The following is a 17,521-nucleotide window of genomic DNA, read 5'->3' on the forward strand; positions in this document are numbered from 1 at the left end:
GACATCAATACCGTCTCCCGAACGCACTGACCGCCGAGCAACGCCACGCCCGGTGAGTGCCGGACTCCCTCCCTGCCCGACTGCAAGCGCCTGCTCCGGCATCAATCGATGGCAACGCGTCGATCCGCCTCAGCCTCCACCTCCGAGGCAGCATTTTCCAAGGCCTGAGACGGCGCTGGGATCGCCACCGGGATCGGCGTCAAGACGCATTGCGCGGCCGCATCCAGCACCTCGATCCCGGCCCCGGGCCGATGCGCCCGCTCGCTCAGCGTCCGCCGCCAGGCCTTGGCACCGGGGCGGCCAAGAAAGAGCCCGAGCAGGTGCCGCGTCATCGCGGCCAACGGCACGCCCGCGGCCAGTTGGCGCTGCACATAGGGTCGGAAGGCGCTCAGCAGATATTCCGGCGTCGAGACCGGATTCGGCGCACCGAAGAGGCGCCGATCGGCATCGGCCAGGACCCAGGGGTTCTGATAGGCCTCGCGCCCGATCATCACGCCATTGAGCGAGGGGAGCCATTCCTCGACCTGCGTCAGCGTCGTGACACCGCCGTTGAGCACGATCGGCAATCTGGGGAAATTCTGCTTCAGCGCGACCACCCAATCCCAGCGCAGCGGCGGCACCTCGCGGTTCTCGCGCGGGCTCAGGCCCGAAAGCCAGGCCTTGCGGGCATGAACGATCAGCGCGTCGCAGCCAGCCGCGGCGACCGCCTCGGTGAACGCGACCAGCTCCGGATAGCTGTCCTGGTGATCGATCCCGATCCGGCTCTTGACCGTGACCGGGATCGTCACCGCCGCCTTCATTGCCGCGACGCAATCGGCGACCAGCGCCGGCTCGGCCATCAGGCAAGCGCCGAAGCGCCCGTTCTGGACCCGGTCCGACGGACACCCGACGTTCAGGTTGATCTCGTCATAGCCCCAGTCCGCGCCCATCCGTGCGCACTGAGCCAGCTCGGCCGGATCGGAGCCGCCGAGCTGCAGCGCGACCGGGTGCTCGGCCGGGTCGTAGCCTAGGAAGCGCTCCCGGTCGCCATGGATCAGCGCGCCGGTCGTAACCATCTCGGTGTAGAGTAGGGTATGGCGCGAGATCAGCCGCGCAAAGTACCGATAATGAGAATCAGTCCACTCCATCATCGGTGCAACAGACAGCTTTCTATCCATAAAATCAGACACCTAAATAAGCGCTAAGCTTAGATCAGCGCCCGCAGGATCAACGATATGATCCCGGCCAACACCGCCCCGAGCATCCATTTCAACAATGTGAGGTCGGTACGAAGAAGAACGACCAGTCATCGCTTCGACCCGCCCCGTCAACCACGCCCCGCCCGCTTGCGCTCATGCTCCTTCAGAAAACGCTTGCGGATGCGGATCGCGCTCGGGGTCACCTCGACCAGCTCGTCGTCCTCGATGAACTCGAGCGCCTGCTCGAGCGTGAAGCGCACCGGCGGCGTCAGCAGGATGTTCTCATCGGAGCCGGCCGCACGGATATTGGTCAACTGCTTGGCCTTGAGCGGATTGACGACCAGATCGTTGTCCCGTGAGTGGATGCCGACCACCTGCCCCTCGTAGACCTCGTCACCGGGCGCGACCAGCATCCGGCCGCGTTCCTGCAGATTGAACAGCGCATAGCCGAGCACCTTGCCCTGGGCGTTGGCGATCATCGCCCCGTTGCGGCGCTTAGCGATGCCGCCCGAGTGCGCTGGGCCATAGTGGTCGAACACATGATATTTGAGTCCGGTACCCGAGGTCAGCGACATGAACTCGGTCTGGAACCCGATCAGCCCGCGCGACGGGACCTCGTAGTCGAGCCGTACCCGGCCCTGCCCGTCCGGCACCATGTCCTTGAGCTCGGCGCGGCGCTCGCCGAGCGCTTGCATGATCGCGCCCTGGCTCGACTCGTCGACATCGACGGTCAGCTGCTCATAGGGCTCGCAGATCTGGCCGTCGATCTCGCGGAAGATCACCTCGGGCCTCGAGACGGCCAGCTCGTAGCCCTCGCGGCGCATGTTCTCGAGCAGGATCGACAGGTGCAGCTCGCCGCGGCCGGAGACGCGGAACTTCTCCGGATCATTGCCCTCCTCGACCCGCAGCGCGACGTTGTGGATCAGCTCGCGCTCGAGCCGGTCCTTGAGCTGGCGACTGGTCAGGTACTTGCCGTCCTTGCCCGCGAACGGCGAGGTGTTGACCTGGAAGGTCATCGAGACCGTCGGCTCATCGACCGTGAGCGCCGGCAGCGGCTCGACCGCGGCCGGGTCGCAGAGGGTATCGGAGACGTTCGGCGCGTCGATCCCGGTCAGCGCGACGATCTCCCCGGCATGGGCGCTCGCGACCTCGTAGCGATCGAGCCCGAGGTAACCGTAGACCAGACCGACCTTGGCCTTGTGGGTATCGCCGTCGCGCTTGATGACGGTGATCGGCTGGTTCGGCCGGACCGTGCCGCGGCGGATGCGCCCGAGCGCGATCGCGCCGACGAAGCTCGAATAGTCGAGGGTCGAGATCTGCATCTGGAAGGGCGCATCCGGGATCACCTCGGGCGGCGGGCAATGCTCGACGATCGCCTCGAACAGCGGGGTCATGTCGCCGTCGCGCACGGCCTCGTCCGGGCCGGCATAGCCGTTGATCGCGGAGGCATAGATGATCGGGAAATCGAGCTGCTCGTCACTGGCGCCGAGCCGATCGAACAGATCGAACACCTGATCGACCACCCAGCTCGGCCGGGCGCCGGGCTTATCGATCTTGTTGACGACGACGATCGGCCGCAGCCCATGCTGGAACGCCTTGCTGGTCACGAAGCGGGTCTGCGGCATCGGCCCCTCCTGGGCATCGACCAGCAGCAGCACCGAGTCGACCATCGACAGCACGCGCTCGACCTCGCCGCCGAAGTCGGCATGGCCCGGGGTATCGACGATATTGATGCGGTAGCCGTTCCAGTCGATCGCGGTGTTCTTCGACAGGATCGTGATCCCGCGCTCGCGTTCGAGGTCGTTCGAGTCCATGACCCGCTCGACCGGGCCGAAGCGGTCGCCGAGCGTCCCGGACTGGGCCAGCAGCTTGTCGACGAGGCTGGTCTTGCCATGATCGACATGGGCGATGATGGCGATGTTGCGCAATTGCTCGGTCACAGAAACAGATACTCCAATGCGGCCAGCGGCGGATGCAGCCGTTGGCCGACACGAGGGCGATGAGAGGAAAGCAAGACGCGCCGCGCAGGCTGGCAGGGCCAAGGCAGAGCAGCAGAATCGCCGCCTATTATGCACCGAAACACGGCGCACTCAGACAGGATTCTGCCACATCGCAGCCACGCCCCTGCTGCGCGCGAGCACATTCAGCATGGAACCAACCCTGCGCCATGGGCACAATGGGGATGCCGCACTGCTGCCCTATACTGCCCGCAGTCCTCGCTGCTCGCTGACCAGCCATGAAGTTCCCCTACGGCACCGCTGATTTCCACGCCATCCGCTGCGAAGGCTACTACTACGCCGATCGCACTGAGCGTATCCGTACGCTGGAAGAAGCGGGCAAGCAGCTGCTGTTTCTGCGCCCGCGCCGCTTCGGCAAGACCGCCTGGCTGACCACGCTCGAGAACTATTACGACCTGGCGCGCGCGGCGGAATTCGACGCGCTGTTCGGCTCGCTCGCCATCGGCCAGGTGCCCACCGCGCGGCGCAATCACTACTTCGTGCTGCGCTGGGACTTCTCGATGGTCGATGCCAGCGGCAATCTGGCTGAGATTCGCCAGGCGTTGCACAACCATCTCAATGCCCAAGTCGCTGACTTCGGGGTGCGCTATGCCGATCAGCTTGGTCGCGAGCTGCGCTATCACCCCTACGATGGCCTGGTTTCCTTCCGCTCTGCGGTCAGCGCCGCCCGCGCCCGGGGCCATGATCTCTACCTGCTGATCGACGAGTACGACAACTTCGCCAACGAGCTGATGCATGGGCGCCGCGCCGATTACGACGCCCTGGTCTCGGGCGAGGGCCTGCTCAAGACCCTGTTCAAGGCGGTCAAATCCCTGGCCTCCGGCCAAGGCATCGACCGGGTGTTCATCACCGGGGTCTCGCCAGTGGTGCTGGCCGACATCTCCAGTGGCTACAACGTCGCCAAGGACCTGAGTCTCGATGCCCGCTTTGTCGACCTGTGCGGCTTCAGCGAAGACGAGATCGCTGCGGTGCTGCACCAGCTCGGCGCTGAGCAGCAGCACGCGCCCGCCTGGTCCGCGCGCATGCTCGAGACCATGCGGGTCTGGTACAACGGCTACCGCTTCGGCTATGAGCCCGGCCCGGGGCTCTACAATCCGACCCTGGCGCTGTACTTCTTCGAGGCCCTGGCGACCACCAGCGCGCCGCCGCGCGAGATGCTCGATAGCAACCTCGCCATGGATCGCAACCGCATCGACTTCGTCGCCGGCCAGCCGCATGGGGAGGCGCTGATCGGCGCCGCGCTCGATCCCGAGCACCCGCCGGTGATCGCCAGCCTGGCGCACCGCTTTGGTATTGACGACCTGCGGCGTGCGCCCAGGGATGCGCCGTATCTGGGCTCTTTGCTGTACTTTCTCGGCGCGCTCACGCTCAGGGACCAGGACGCGATGGGGCGTCTGATGCTGGGCATCCCCAACTTGGTCATTCGCAAACTCTACATCGAGAAGTTCCGCGACCAGCGCTTTCCCAACTACCCCGAGCGTGAGCGCCTGCGCGCGGCGGCCGAAGGCCTTTACACCAGCGGTGAGCTCGCCCCCTTGGTCGAGGTGCTCGAAGCCAACCACCTGCGCGTGTTCGACAACCGCGACTATCGCTGGTCCAACGAGCTGACCATCAAGACCGTCTTTCTCATCGCCCTCTTCGCCGACATCTTCTACGTGATGGACTCGGAGACCGCCATCGCGCGGGGCCATGGCGATCTCTCGCTGATCGTGCGCGAGGAGATGCGCCGCTTCGCCCTGCTCGATCACCTGTTCGCGTTCAAATACCTGAGCCTGCAGGACCTCGGCGAGACAGCAGAGGCCCTGCGCGCGCAGCCGCGCGAGGCGCTCAGCGCTCAGCCCAAGGTGGCCGCCTGCCTGGACGCGGCCGAGGCCCAGCTGGCCCGCCACCGCCGCGGCCTGGAGCAGGCCTATGGCGAGCGCCTGCATTTGCACACCCACGCGGTGGTCGCACTCGGGTTCGAGCGCCTGGTGTGGCGCAGCCGCTCCGGTCCGCCGGCGTTAGCCGGTTAGCCAGACGGACCGAAGCCACCGCCTGGCCGGCTATGCCGGCCGCCTTGACCACCAGGCCGCGAGCAGTGAGCCGGACAGGTTGTGCCAGACCGAGAACAGGGCCCCCGGCAATGCCGCGGCGGGCGCGAAGTATTTGACCGCGAGCGCCACTGCGAGCCCGGAGTTCTGCATCCCGACCTCGACTGCGAGGGTGCGCGCGGTACGCTCGTCGCCGGTCGCGAGCCGGCCGATGCCATAGCCGGCACTGAGCCCAATCGCGTTATGGACGATCACCGCGAGCGCGACCGTCCAGCCCAGGCTCGCGAGATTGTCGCGGTTCAATGCGACCACGATCGCGATGATCACGACGATCGCCAATACCGAGATCACCGGAAATAGCGGCTGCACCCGCACCAGCCAGCGGTGGGCGAGCGAGTTGACCAGCACCCCGAGTCCGACCGGTAACAGTACGACCTGGAAGATCGACTGCAGCATCGACCAGACCGGCACCGGCACGCGCTCACCGACATAGAGCCAGGTCAGCAGCGGTGTCGCGCCGATCGCGAGCAGGGTCGAGACCGTCGTCAGCGTGATCGACAGCGCCACATCGCCGCGTGCCAGGAAGCAGACCACGTTCGACGCGGTCCCGCCCGGACTCGCACCGACCAGCACCAGCCCGGCGAGCAGTGCCGGCGGCAGCCCGAGCGTCAGCCCCACCAGCAAGGCCGCCAGCGGCATCACCCCGTACTGCAGCGCAATCCCGAGCCCGACCCGAGCCGGTCGCCGCAGCACCTGCGCGAAGCTGCGCCAGGTGAGGGTCATCCCCATCCCGAACATCACCAGCCCGAGCAGCGGCACGATCGCCGGCTTGGCGGCGACGAAGGGCTCTGGCTGAACGTAGGCGAGCAAGGAGCCGAGCAGCGCCCAGAGTGGAAATAGTGTCGTGATGGCTTGCATGAGACAGCTTGCATGCGACAGATCGAGAGCACGGAGTCGGGACAGGTGGAAGGCCCGGTGCGCCCGCCGAGATACAGGCCCCACCAAGCTATAGCCATTCCGCCTGATCGCCGGCCAGAAAGCGCCGGAAAAGTCAGAACCAATGGGCTCAGCCTGTCCGGAAACCAGGGCGAGTGACCATAACCCGACGAGCTTGGGCTGGTTCCGTGACGCACCGCTGTCCGGACCAACCCGCTACAATGCCCCGCTGATCGTTCTAGATTACCGCGGGTCAGCCGCAAAAGGAGCCGCCATGCATCAGTCAACGCGCCAGCGCATCGTCCCAAGCGACGACCCCAGCCCCCGAATGGCAGACCATCCAGTGCGCAACCTCGTCGGGCTCGCCTCCCTAACGATCGCGGCGGCTTTCAGTCTCGCCGGCTGCGGGTCCGAGCCGCGCATGAGCGAGCCGCTCACCCAGCTGGGCAATCCCTTCAGCCGTCCGAGCGAGTCCGGGTTTCGGGCCATGGCCAAGGCGAGCTGCGGCGACAAGAGCGTCGGTGAGACCACGGTGGCCGAGCTCATGGAGGGCGACACCGTATTCAACGACCTGACCAGCGCCCTCTACCGCGGCGACATCTCGAACGACGAGTTCCTGAACCAGGTCCTGCTCGCGCATCCGGCTGCAAACGCGAATGTACCGGCCACCGGCTGCATCATCGATCAGCTCGCCCAGTGTTTTGCCGAGGAATGCAAGGCCCAGGCCAACGCCGAGCAAGCCGCAACCGAACAGCCGGCTCAGAACGAGACCGAGGAGCTTGCCGCCGGCGTCGATGTCGACCCCGTCGATCTACCTTCGACAACGCCCCTGACGGACCCTGTAATGGAGTCGGATCGCGACTCGGGTCGCGACTCGGGTCGCGACAGCGTAACAAACCGGTCCGAGGCCGATCAGGTGGAGACGACCCCGGCGGAAGAGGAGCCTACCCCGCTACCTTAAGCGACTGCCCAGCGATCACTTCCCGGTTGACGCCACTCAACGACCTGCCGCGCCGACGCCGATTCAGGACGGCGTCGGTCTCAAACTGACCTCACCGGCAGCGAAGCTCCGCACGCCCTCGGGCCGTTGGAGCCGAAGTGCGCCCTGTTCGTCGATCCCGAGATAGACGCCGCGGATGCATTGGGCCCCTGTTAGGATCTCGACCGGTGCGCCGGGATAGGCATCGAGCGCCCGCCACTCGGCCAGGAACGGCGTCAGCCCTTGGTGACGATAGCGATCGAGTGCCGCGAGCAGCGCGCTGATCAGCCAAGCCGCAGCTCGGTTGCGCGACGGCAGCTTGGTACCGGGCGTCTCCGTTGTCAGCACCTGTGACAGGTCCGCCCAAGGCTGCTTGATGGCTGCGGCATCGACCCCGGTCAGACGCAGATTGACCCCGACTCCGACCACCGCATAGCTTGGCCCCTGGGACTCGCCGCCGACTTCGAGCAGCAGTCCGGCGAGCTTACGCCGACGCCAGTGGACATCGTTCGGCCACTTGAGTCCGACCTCTCTGGCGCCCAGCCGCCGCAGGGCCGACGCCACGGCGACGCCGCAGGCCAGGCTCAGGCCACCGAGCTCGGCCGGCGCCAGGGAGAAACGCCAGAGCACCGATAGATAGAGGTTGCGACCGTACGGCGAGACCCAGGTGCGTCCGAGCCGACCACGCCCGGCGGTCTGCCGCTCGGCCAGGCAGACGTCGCCGCGATCGAACCCTCGGGCATCACCAACCGGTTGCTCCGCACCAAGGCCGGAACGGGCGCGCTCCAGCAGGACGCTGTTGGTCGAGCCCACACTGTCGAGGATCTCGAGCCGGTTCAGACGCCCCAGCGCCTCAGGGTCCAAGGCCGCGCTGAGCCGCGCTGGCTCCAACAGCTCGAGCGGTTCACTCAGCCGATAGCCGGTGCCGCGCACGGCCTCAATCTCGAGACCGAGCTGGTTGCGGGCCTGGCCGATGAGCTTCCAGACCGCTGTCCTGCTGATACCAAGCCGCATCGCAATCGCATCACCGGAATGCGGCTCACCGTCGGCGAGCAAACGCAGAACCTGCGCCAGCCGCTCCGATAGAGTCTGTGACATCGACCGCAGCGCCGGTTAAGCGGTCACCGAGGCCAGCCAGTCCCGTCGCGCCGCCAGCACCGCCGCCGGCGCCTCGTCGTCGAGACAGAGCTCGCAGGTGTCCGCAGGCGCCGGCTGCGGCACGACCTCGAAGCGCATGAGCTCGTCGCGCCGAAACGCATGGACGCTGACCGGCACGGCGCCGGCGGCGCTCGCGCGCGTCAGTAGCGCATCCAGGTTCGCCGCCGTCGCCCGCAGCCCATCGACCGCGACGATCAGATCACCCGGGGCGAGGCCCGCCTGTTGGGCCGGCCGACCGTCCAGGACCACGGCGAGGCGCGCCTCATTCCCGTTCGGCTGCAGTCGGGCGCCGAGCTCCGGACGCTCGTCGATCGGCTCGAACCGCTCCACGCAGCCGCCGGTATCCTCCGGATTGCGCGCCGGGCGCAGCCGCATCGCGACACCCACCGTGGTCAGCAGTCGCGGCAGGTCCAGGTCCTCGGTCGAGTCGAGCGCATGGTCGAAGAACGCCGTCAGGTCCGTTCCGGCGAGCTCCGAGGCCAGATGCTCGATCTCGCGCTCACCGACGCCGACACCGGTGCGGCCGAAGTCTCGCCAGAGCACCCGCATCAGGTCATCGAGCCGGCAAGCACCGCCGGTGCGCTCCCGCAGCGTCAGGTCTAATGCCAGCGCCGTTAGGGCACCCTTGGCGTAGTAACTGACGATCGCATTCGGCGCATTCTCGTCCTGCTTGTAGAACCTGGTCCAGGCATCGAAGCTCGATTCTGCCGTGCTCTGGCGTAGGCGGCCGGGATTGCGCAGCACACGGCTGATGACACCCGCCAGCAGGGTCAGATAGGCGCTGGCATCGATCACACCGCTGCGCACCAGCGCCAGGTCGTCGTAGTAGGAGGTGATGCCCTCGAACCACCAAAGCAGCCTCGTGTGGACCTCGCGCTCGAGCCCTTGCTCAATGAACGCCTGCGGGCGGATGCGCTTGACGTTCCAGAGGTGGAAATACTCATGGCTGCACAGCCCGAGGAAACGCTGATAGCCCTCGCTCGGCTTGCCGGGCGGTGCGAGCGCCGGTGCCGTTACAGCGGCGGAAGCGGTACTCGCTGTCGCCGCGTTCGCGGGCGCCCCACCGGTGGGCGGCAGCGGAGCCGGGAGATCGTCCCGATTCGCTATCAGGCTCGAGCTGTAGCGATGCTCGAGGCCGCCATAGCCGTCGCCGACGAGCTGGGTCAGGAACAGGTAGCGGTCGACCGGCAGCTCACCGAATAACGCCGCATGCTCCTCGCAGATGCGCGGCAGATCGAGCGTCAGGCGGGCTAGATCGGCGCGGTGACGGCCACTGAATACCATCCAGTGCGGCACCCCGTTCACCTTGAACGCGATGCGGTCGAAGACACCCATCTCGACCGGATGATCGATCAGATCCTCGTAGTCCTCGGCGATGTACTGGCCGAACCCCCAGGGCTCAGCACCAGCACGCTTGAGACTGGTCGCGACCTGCCACTGGGCGTAGGCCGTACCCGGCGGCGGCCGCAGCTCGACCCGGCAAGGATGCTGTTCGAGCTCATGCACCTTCGGGAACAGACTCGCGCCATTGAAGTAGGCGTGGGTTTGATCGAGATGGGCGCCGCGCACCGAGAGGTCCCAGGCGTAGACCTCGCAGCGCACCTCGACCGACCCCTGCACGCCGGCCAAGCGCCAGGTCTGCTTGTCGAGCTTCTCGACCGTGACCGGTCCCGCTGCTGTTGTGGCACTGAGGTGCACGACATTGCGCGCGAAATCCCGGATCATGTAGCTGCCTGGTATCCAGGCCGGGAATGACAGCGTCAGGGTCTCGGAACCGCTATCCGGGATCGCGAGCCTCACCTCGAAGCAGTGCGCATGGGGTCGAAATGGCTCAACGCGATAGTGGAGCAGCGGCTTATCGGGCGTATCCGTCATCAATAGCGGCCTATCGTTTAGCAAGCAGGTTGCCGATCGCAAGCAGGTTGCCGAGCCGTCGCGGCGCTGGCAGCCCGATCGATTGCGTGAAGGCGCCAAATGCTTGCAGATGAGTCAAGTGTTTGTGTGCGGCGCAGCAAGATCATAGCTCGACGGTCTCGGGCCCCGCCTCGCCGGGTGGCGGTGGGAGCCTCAGCGAGGCTCTGCCAGGCACACTGAAGCCGGCTAGGATCGATCAACGCTAAAGATCTCGCCGGCTGTTGAGATGCCGGCTGAATCGAGCCGATCAATCGCAGCAGCCTGATCGACCGCCCGAGCTCGTGAGTTTTCGCGCCGTACCGCGCTAAAATCGGCGGCTTGCGCCCCGCAACCGCGAGCTTGCATCACGCGATCGCCGAGGATGCCTAATCCAGCTCAGTCATCTCCACAAGCGAGCGCCTCGCCTCGAGACCGCGAGCTCGAAGGGGCTACCGTCGAGCACGAGAGCAACTCGCAGACGGGCGCCACCGAGACTGACGCGAACGCGGGCGCGTGCGCGTCGTCAGGCCCCGATTCCAACACGCCAGCGCAGGCAGGCGGACATTGGTCACGGCGGCTGCGCTGCGGGGCATGGTGGCTCGGGATCGGTCTGCTGTCGCTGATCGCTGTACTAGCCTGCATCGATCTATCGGTGACGCTTGCGACACGGGATGCGATCGCGAGCGCGATCGACGAGGTCGAGCCCACGCCGGTCGCATTGATCCTCGGGACCGCACGGACCCACCGAGGCAAACCGAACCGGTTCTATCGAGCGCGCATCGAAGCCGCTGCAGCGCTGTTCCATCAGAAGCGCGTGCGCGGAATCCTGGTCAGCGGCGACAACGCGACCCGCCACTACAACGAACCGATCGCGATGCAAAAGGACCTCGTCGCCCTGGGTGTCCCGGCCGAATACATCACCCTCGACTATGCTGGCTTCAGGACCCTGGATTCGATCGTCCGGGCCAAGAAGGTCTTCGGGCTCGAGCAGGTGCTCGTCGTCAGTCAGGCATTCCATGCCGCGCGGGCGATCTTTCTGGCCCGACACTTCGAGCTCGAAGCACGCGGGTTCGCCGCGGCCGATCCACCCCGCTCCGGTTTCCAGTCCGGCTTCTTCAGTGTGCGCGCGCGCGAGGTACTGGCCCGTGCAGCGGCCATCCTTGATATCGTCACCGGACGGGGACCGCGCTTCCTCGGCAAGCATGAGACCGTTCGGCTGCGCGATGAACCAGCCCGCGAGATCCAAGCGCTGAAGCAGTCTTGACCCATTGCGCCGCAACGGGCGAGGACGCGCGTCGCCTGCCCTGCAACGACGGCTAGGATCGTCTCATTCTCCGGGGTGGTTGGCTGCGATGATCGTTTAGCTGGGCCCGAATAACAGCCAGAGGATCAGGCCCAGCAACGGCAGCATCAGGATCACGACAATCCAAAGCACCTTTGCTAGGGTACCGGCGCTGCTTTGGACGATCTTGACGAACGCGTATACCACGATGATCAGGTGTAGGAGCCCGAGCAGCCCGCCGACTTCAATGCCCATCACGTCTGTTTCTCTCCAGTCGATCGATCCCGCCGCCCGAGGGCAAGCGGGCACCAAGGCCGGCACCGGATGCCGCCATCGAGCACCCTTGCACCGCGTAGCCGTACACCATGTCGCACGCCGTCATCGTCGTCAACCGCCGCGCCGGAGCCGGTGCATCCGAGGTCCAGGTCCTCTCACAGCGCCTCAGTGAGCGCTTGCAAGAGCGCGGTGTCACAACCGAGCTGATCCGCTTCGCAGAGCAGACGCCGGGCGTGCTCAGTTGGCGCGGCGCGCTCGACCGTGCGCTCGTGGAAGGCACCGGTCGGGTCTATGTGCTCGGCGGCGATGGGACCGTGCTCGCAGTGGCCGCGAGGCTTGTCGGCAAGCCGACGCCGCTCGCCATCATTCCGCTCGGCACCGCGAACCTGCTGGCCCGTGACCTCAGGATCCCGTTGCAGCCAGAGCAGGCGGTCGACACCCTCGCCGAGCTGACCGACGACGCGGTGCAGTCCATCGATGTCGGCCGCGTCAACGGGCATCTCTTCCTCTGCGCCTCGATGATCGGACTCACGACCCGGCTGGCGCGTACCCGTGAGGCAGTGCGCGGTCGCGGCCTGCTGCGGATCGTTCTGCGCTTCATCAGCAAGGGGATCTGGTTGCTGCGCCGCTACCCATACCGGCGCCTGCATCTGTTCACGAACGGTCAGCCGATCAAGGTCAAGACACGCGCACTGGTCATCACCAATAACCCAGTCGGCGAGGTCATGCGCCCCTATCCCAGCCGTCCCCGCCTCGACACCGGCCTGCTCGGGATCTACGGCATCCACAAAGGCCCTCTGCATGAGCTGCCGCGCCTGGCCTTCCGGTTGCTTTGGGGCCGCTGGGCCGATGATCCGCGCTTCTTCCACTATCGGTCCGAAACAATCCGGATCGAGACCGGCCGCGAGCGCAAACTCACTGTGATGAACGATGGTGAGCGTCTGCGCATCCGCTCGCCGCTTCAGTACGACAGCCTGCCCGCTGCGCTGCGGGTGTTGGCGCCGCCTGCGGGGGCCGGGGCGGCCTCTAGCCGCGGCGAGAGCGGACCCAGCCAACGAGGGCTGAACCGAGGCTTCGCGAGTCTGTTGCGCGGCAGAGAGGGCAGATCCTCGCGCTAAGAAACTGTCCATCAACGTCTTCCCGATTTGAGCGGGCACTGTTGGACGATCATCGGGAAGTAGAGAATGGACAGCCACTAACGTTCATGGTACGGCGCCACCCCGGACGAGGAATGCCGCATGATTCACGGTAACGCGCATACCGGTGCGCCGCCCCGGAGAATGAAACAAGCTGCATCCCCGCCAGTGTGCAGGGTGTGCGATAGGCGTATGCAAGCGGATACCACAACCGCCTGTGCTAACCTGAGGCTTTGGCAACGAGGCGCCGCGACGCGCCGAGGCGAAACGCAGTATGGCAGTCCGTGCATTCGACACGGTCGTGATCGGCACCGGCCCGGCCGGTGAAGGCGCGGCGATGAAGCTGGCCAAGACCCCGCAGCGGGTCGCGGTGATCGAGGCCCACGACAAGGTCGGCGGCGGCTGCACGCACTGGGGCACGATCCCGAGCAAAGCGCTGCGCCACTCGATCCAGATGCTCGCCGACTACCGGCGCAATCCGCTGTTCCAGCACACCCTCGATCAGGTCGAGGTCCAATTCCCGGACCTGCTGCGCGCCGCCGACTCAGTGATCGACCATCAGGTGCGCACCCGCTACCGCTACTATCAGCGCAATCGGGTCGAGATCCTGTTCGGCCGGGCGCGCTTCATCGACCCGCATCAGCTCGAGGTCCTGCGACCCGACGGCGTCGCCGAGGTGGTCAAGGCCGACAACGTCGTCATCGCGACCGGCTCGCGGCCCTACCACCCACCGGATGTCGACTTCAGCGATCCGCGCGTGCACGACAGCGACTCGATCCTCGGCCTCGCGCACACCCCGCGCAGCCTGACCATCTACGGCGCCGGCGTGATCGGCTGCGAATACGCGTCGATCATGGCCTGTCTCGACGTCAAGGTGAACCTGGTCGATACCCGCGACCGGCTGCTGTCGTTCCTCGACAACGAGATCACCGATGCGCTGAGCTACCACCTGCGCGAGCAGGGCGTCGTGATCCGCCACAACGAGCGCTACGATCAGGTCGAGCCGGACGACGACGGCGTCGTGCTGCACTGTCACTCGGGCAAGAAGCTCAAGACCGAGATCCTGCTCTGGGCCAATGGGCGCAGCGGCAACACCGAGGACCTGGGGCTGGACGCGATCGGCCTGACGCCGAACAAGCGCGGCCAGATCGAGGTCGACAAGTCCTACCGGACCGAGCTCGGGCATATCTATGCGGTCGGCGATGTCGCTGGCCCGCCGGCACTGGCCAGCGCCAGCTATGATCAGGGCCGCTTCGTCGGCGCCGTGATCGCCGACGGCGAATGCGACTGGTCGCTGATCGACGAATTCCCGACCGGCATCTACACGGTGCCCGAGATCAGCTCGGTCGGGCGCACCGAGCGCGAGCTGACCGCTGAGCAGGTCCCTTACGAGGTCGCCCAGGCGCACTTCAAAAGCATCGCCCGCGCCCAGATCACCGGCCACACGGTCGGCATGCTCAAGCTCTTGTTCCACCGCGAGACCAAGGCCATCTTAGGCATCCATTGCTTCGGCGAGCAGGCCTCCGAGATCGTCCACATCGGCCAGGCGATCATGTCGCAGCCCGGTGAGGCGAACAGCATCGAGTACTTCGCCGAGACCACCTTCAACTACCCGACCATGGCCGAGGCCTACCGGGTCGCGGCCCTGAACGGGCTCAACCGATTATTCTAAGATGCCCGAGCTGCTCAGCCTCTCGCGCGCTGCCCGGCTCGCCGGCGTCACCCGCGCCGCGATCCAGAAGCACATCCGCCAAGGCGATCTGCAGACCTTCGAGGGCCAGGTCGCGATCAGCGATCTGCTGCGGGTCTACCCGAGTGTCAGCCTCGAAGAGAGCGGCGATCTCGAGCGCGTCGAGCAGATCAAGGCCGAGGCCATCCCGCGCAGCCACGATGACGATACCCGGCTGCCGAGCTCGGATGTGTTGATCAGCCGCATCAAGTCCCTGGCCGATGCGCTGGTGCAGCGGGTCGCGCGGGTCGACGCGCTCGAGGGGCTGCTCGACGAGGTCCGCGCGCAGATCGCCGAACTGCCGCGCGATGATCCGAACGCCCTCGACCAGCTCGGCGACTGGCTGCAACAGCGCCGCGCCGCGCTCGTCGACGAGACCGCCGGCAGCGCCGAGGCGCGGGTGCTGGCGAAAGACACCTTCCTGCGCATCATGTCGGCAAATGTCAAGATGATCCCGTCTGGCCACGAGTTCCTGGTCGACGGCAACGAATCCATCCTCGAGGCCGCGGTCCGCTCTGGGCTGCGCCTCAACTACGGCTGCGCCAATGGCAACTGCGGCGAGTGCAAGGCGCGGCTGATCTCGGGCGAGGTCCACCGCATCCGCGAGCACGACTACGTCCTGAGCCAGCGCGAGAAACAGATGGGCTACCTGCTCACCTGCTCCAACACCGCGGTCACCGATGTCCAGCTCGAAGCCGCCGAGGCCCACTCACCGGCCGATCTCCCGGAGCAAGAGATCAATGCCCAGGTGCGCAAGCTCGAGCGCCAAGGCGAGACCCTGATGCTGCTGCATGTGCAGACCCCGCGCACCAACACCTTGCGCTTCATGGCCGGCCAGCGCGCGCGGCTGCGGCTGGCCGACGGCGCCGAGCGCGAGCTGCCGATCGCCAGCTGTCCCTGCAACGGGCGCAATCTCCAGTTCTCGGTCCGCCGCGGCGAGGATGCCTTCGGCCGCGCCGTCTTCGAGACCCTCGGCGCGCGCCAGCCGATCACCCTGATCGGTCCTTGCGGCGATTTCGTACTCGCCGAGGACGCCACCGAGCCGGCGGTGTTCATCGCCATCGACGACGGCATAGCGCCGATCAAGAGCCTGGTCGAGCATGCGGTGTCGATCGACAGCATCGAGGCGTTTCACCTGTATTGGTCGATCTCGGCCTCCGAGATGCACTATCACGAGCCCTGGTGCCGCGCCTTGCGCGACGCGCTCGACAATTTCGCATTCACGCCGCTGGTCGAGGCCGCCTGCAATGACCTGCTCGCGCTGATCGAGTCCGACCTGAGCGCCCCGGACAAGGCGCGCTTTTATATTGCCGGCCCGAGCAGCGCGGCAACCACGGTCGCCACCGCGTTGAGCGAGGCGGGTATCCCCGCCTCCCGGATCGCGACCGAGCGCATCGAATAGGATTGCGCAACGGGCCGATCGCGCTTCGCATCCGGGCTGTGGCCTGCTTGCCAGAGCGCAGCGCGGCCTGCACCGCGGCCGAACTGCACGCAGTCAGCAGGCCGCAAGCAAATGACCGCTCATCGCGGTGCTCGCCGGGTCCGGGTTCTGGCTTGGTCAGCAGGTCGCAAGCAGATGACCGCCCCGGTCGGAGCAGCCAGCAGGCCCGCGACCTGGAGATTTGCGCGCGTTCAGTGCGACTCGCCGACCAAGTCCCGGTAGGCGTACCAACTCGCGTAACCGAGTAGCGGGAAGATCACGAGCATACCGACGAACGCGGTCAAGGCCCCGATCACCATCAACCCGACGATGACACCGGCCCAGCGCAACATCGGACCGATGTTGAGCGTCACCGCCCGCCAGCTTGCCTGAACACCGGCAATCGGTCCCGCATCCCGATCGACGATCAAGGGCACTGCAATCGCACTCGCAGCGAACACCGCTGCCGCCAACAAGGCGCCGCTGGCCAGCATGAAGACCGTCGTCAGTGGGTCAACGCCACCGCCCAGCACCGTGACGTATCCGCTCGAGGTCGGCGCCAATGTCGTTACCTTGATCGCAAACAGCACGACCGAGGCCATCATCCAGACCGCCACCACGAACACCAGGAAGAGTCCGAACAGCGCCAAGCTCGAACGACGTTCGCCATAGAGCGCAAAGCTGGCACGGATGCCGATCTGCTCACCGGCCAGGTGGCGCCGGGCGGTCACATAGAGGCCGGCGGCCAGGAATGGCCCCAGCAACAGCAATGCGATCAGGAACTTCACCGTAAAGCCCGGCATCGCCCGGCTCATCATCAGTGCGGCAAACCCAGCCGACGCGCACAGGAGCCCGTAGAACAGGCTCACGAACGGCGTCTTGGTCAGGGTCGCCCAACCCTGCCGCAGCCAGCGCCGGTAGGCATCCGGCGGCACGGTCTGGATCGGCAGCTCGCTCGCCTGGACTAAGTCATGCTCGGTATCCGTTGCCGAACGGTCAATCGATTCTGTACTCATACGCTATCACCCCGTTGGCGACAGGCCACTTCTCGTCCTGTCGAACGATACGGCTGCCGCAGTTGACGATTCGCAATTCAGCAATCATCAGAATATAAGCGTATGGTGATAAACGCAAGCAAACTTCGCCGAAGATGGGTTCGGCGCGGCTACCTTATGGAAATCCAGGGCATGTCCGATCGAACAGCCCCGGTTCCTGTCTGCTGAGTGTGGCCGTGAATCACGCGAACGCTATCGTCCGGGGTGGCGCCGTACCATGAACGTTAGGTTAGGCCGCGACGCGACCGGCAACGCGGTTCTGCCGCGGTGGTAGGAACACCGTGCCTCGCCCGAACCGATTGATCGCCTCATTGCGTACCCATTTTGGTGCATCTGCGTAGAAGCGCACGTAGGTAAATCCACAATCGCCGCGCTCGATGATCTCCACCCAGTCGCCGAAATGATTTGTTGTCGTCATCTCCTCTCCTATC

14 protein-coding genes are annotated in these 17,521 nt (G+C 66.0%); 6 read left to right on the plus strand and 8 right to left on the minus strand.

Translation table 11 applies throughout. The features are described 5' to 3' along the window. Positions 1-101: 101 nt before the first annotated feature. Positions 102-1,157, minus strand: coding sequence for a tRNA dihydrouridine(20/20a) synthase DusA (gene dusA / locus CKO40_RS12540; RefSeq protein ID WP_200346559.1), 1,056 nt, complete (start codon positions 1,155-1,157; stop codon positions 102-104). Between the two features lie 149 nt (positions 1,158-1,306). Continuing rightward, a complete protein-coding gene (gene typA, locus CKO40_RS12545) occupies positions 1,307-3,118 on the minus strand; it encodes a translational GTPase TypA (RefSeq protein ID WP_200346560.1) in 1,812 nt (603 codons plus the stop codon). Positions 3,119-3,414: 296 nt separating this feature from the next. Here typA and CKO40_RS12550 point away from each other — a divergent pair, with 296 nt between their 5' ends. Next, the gene (locus CKO40_RS12550; protein ID WP_200346561.1) at positions 3,415-5,208 is read left to right on the plus strand and encodes an AAA family ATPase; all 1,794 of its coding nucleotides are present in this window, start codon (positions 3,415-3,417) and stop codon (positions 5,206-5,208) included. 30 nt (positions 5,209-5,238) lie between these two features. On the opposite strand, the gene CKO40_RS12555 is transcribed toward CKO40_RS12550, so the two are convergent. Continuing rightward, on the minus strand, positions 5,239-6,144 hold the full coding sequence (locus tag CKO40_RS12555; RefSeq protein ID WP_200346562.1) for a bile acid:sodium symporter family protein: 906 nt from the start codon (positions 6,142-6,144) through the stop codon (positions 5,239-5,241). Between the two features lie 292 nt (positions 6,145-6,436). Between CKO40_RS12555 and CKO40_RS12560 the strand changes: the two genes are divergently transcribed. Beyond that, the gene (locus CKO40_RS12560) at positions 6,437-7,123 is read left to right on the plus strand and encodes a hypothetical protein (RefSeq protein ID WP_200346563.1); all 687 of its coding nucleotides are present in this window, start codon (positions 6,437-6,439) and stop codon (positions 7,121-7,123) included. 63 nt (positions 7,124-7,186) lie between these two features. On the opposite strand, the gene CKO40_RS12565 is transcribed toward CKO40_RS12560, so the two are convergent. Next, positions 7,187-8,239, minus strand: coding sequence for a biotin--[acetyl-CoA-carboxylase] ligase (locus CKO40_RS12565; RefSeq protein WP_200346564.1), 1,053 nt, complete (start codon positions 8,237-8,239; stop codon positions 7,187-7,189). Positions 8,240-8,254: 15 nt separating this feature from the next. Further along, positions 8,255-10,174 carry a M61 family metallopeptidase gene (locus CKO40_RS12570; protein ID WP_200346565.1) on the minus strand — a complete coding sequence of 640 codons (1,920 nt, stop codon included), beginning with the start codon at positions 10,172-10,174 and terminating at the stop codon, positions 8,255-8,257. Between the two features lie 670 nt (positions 10,175-10,844). Here CKO40_RS12570 and CKO40_RS12575 point away from each other — a divergent pair. Continuing rightward, entirely contained in the window at positions 10,845-11,456 is a 612-nt protein-coding gene (locus tag CKO40_RS12575) for an ElyC/SanA/YdcF family protein (protein WP_200346566.1), read from the plus strand. Positions 11,457-11,552: 96 nt separating this feature from the next. Here CKO40_RS12575 and CKO40_RS12580 read toward each other — a convergent pair whose 3' ends face one another. Next, positions 11,553-11,729, minus strand: a complete 177-nt coding sequence (locus CKO40_RS12580; protein WP_200346632.1) for a PLDc N-terminal domain-containing protein — start codon at positions 11,727-11,729, stop codon at positions 11,553-11,555. 110 nt (positions 11,730-11,839) lie between these two features. Between CKO40_RS12580 and CKO40_RS12585 the strand changes: the two genes are divergently transcribed. The 3 genes from CKO40_RS12585 (at position 11,840) to CKO40_RS12595 (ending at position 16,017) form a co-directional block, all read left to right on the plus strand. After that, complete coding sequence (locus CKO40_RS12585) at positions 11,840-12,868, plus strand: diacylglycerol/lipid kinase family protein (RefSeq protein ID WP_200346567.1); 1,029 nt, start codon at positions 11,840-11,842, stop codon at positions 12,866-12,868. Positions 12,869-13,160: 292 nt separating this feature from the next. After that, positions 13,161-14,558: a Si-specific NAD(P)(+) transhydrogenase gene (gene sthA / locus CKO40_RS12590; RefSeq protein WP_200346568.1), complete on the plus strand. Its 1,398-nt coding sequence runs from the start codon at positions 13,161-13,163 to the stop codon at positions 14,556-14,558. A gap of 1 nt (position 14,559) precedes the next feature. Then, a complete protein-coding gene (locus CKO40_RS12595) occupies positions 14,560-16,017 on the plus strand; it encodes a 2Fe-2S iron-sulfur cluster-binding protein (protein WP_200346569.1) in 1,458 nt (485 codons plus the stop codon). A 230-nt stretch (positions 16,018-16,247) separates the two neighbouring features. Here the strand turns inward: CKO40_RS12595 and CKO40_RS12600 are convergent, their stop codons facing one another. Next, the gene (locus CKO40_RS12600) at positions 16,248-17,051 is read right to left on the minus strand and encodes a DUF2189 domain-containing protein (RefSeq protein ID WP_200346570.1); all 804 of its coding nucleotides are present in this window, start codon (positions 17,049-17,051) and stop codon (positions 16,248-16,250) included. A gap of 268 nt (positions 17,052-17,319) precedes the next feature. Continuing rightward, positions 17,320-17,508: a hypothetical protein gene (locus CKO40_RS12605; RefSeq protein WP_200346571.1), complete on the minus strand. Its 189-nt coding sequence runs from the start codon at positions 17,506-17,508 to the stop codon at positions 17,320-17,322. Positions 17,509-17,521 lie beyond the last annotated feature (13 nt).

Origin of the sequence: Halochromatium glycolicum, assembly GCF_016584085.1 — a bacterium.
GTDB lineage: Bacteria > Pseudomonadota > Gammaproteobacteria > Chromatiales > Chromatiaceae > Lamprobacter > Lamprobacter glycolicus.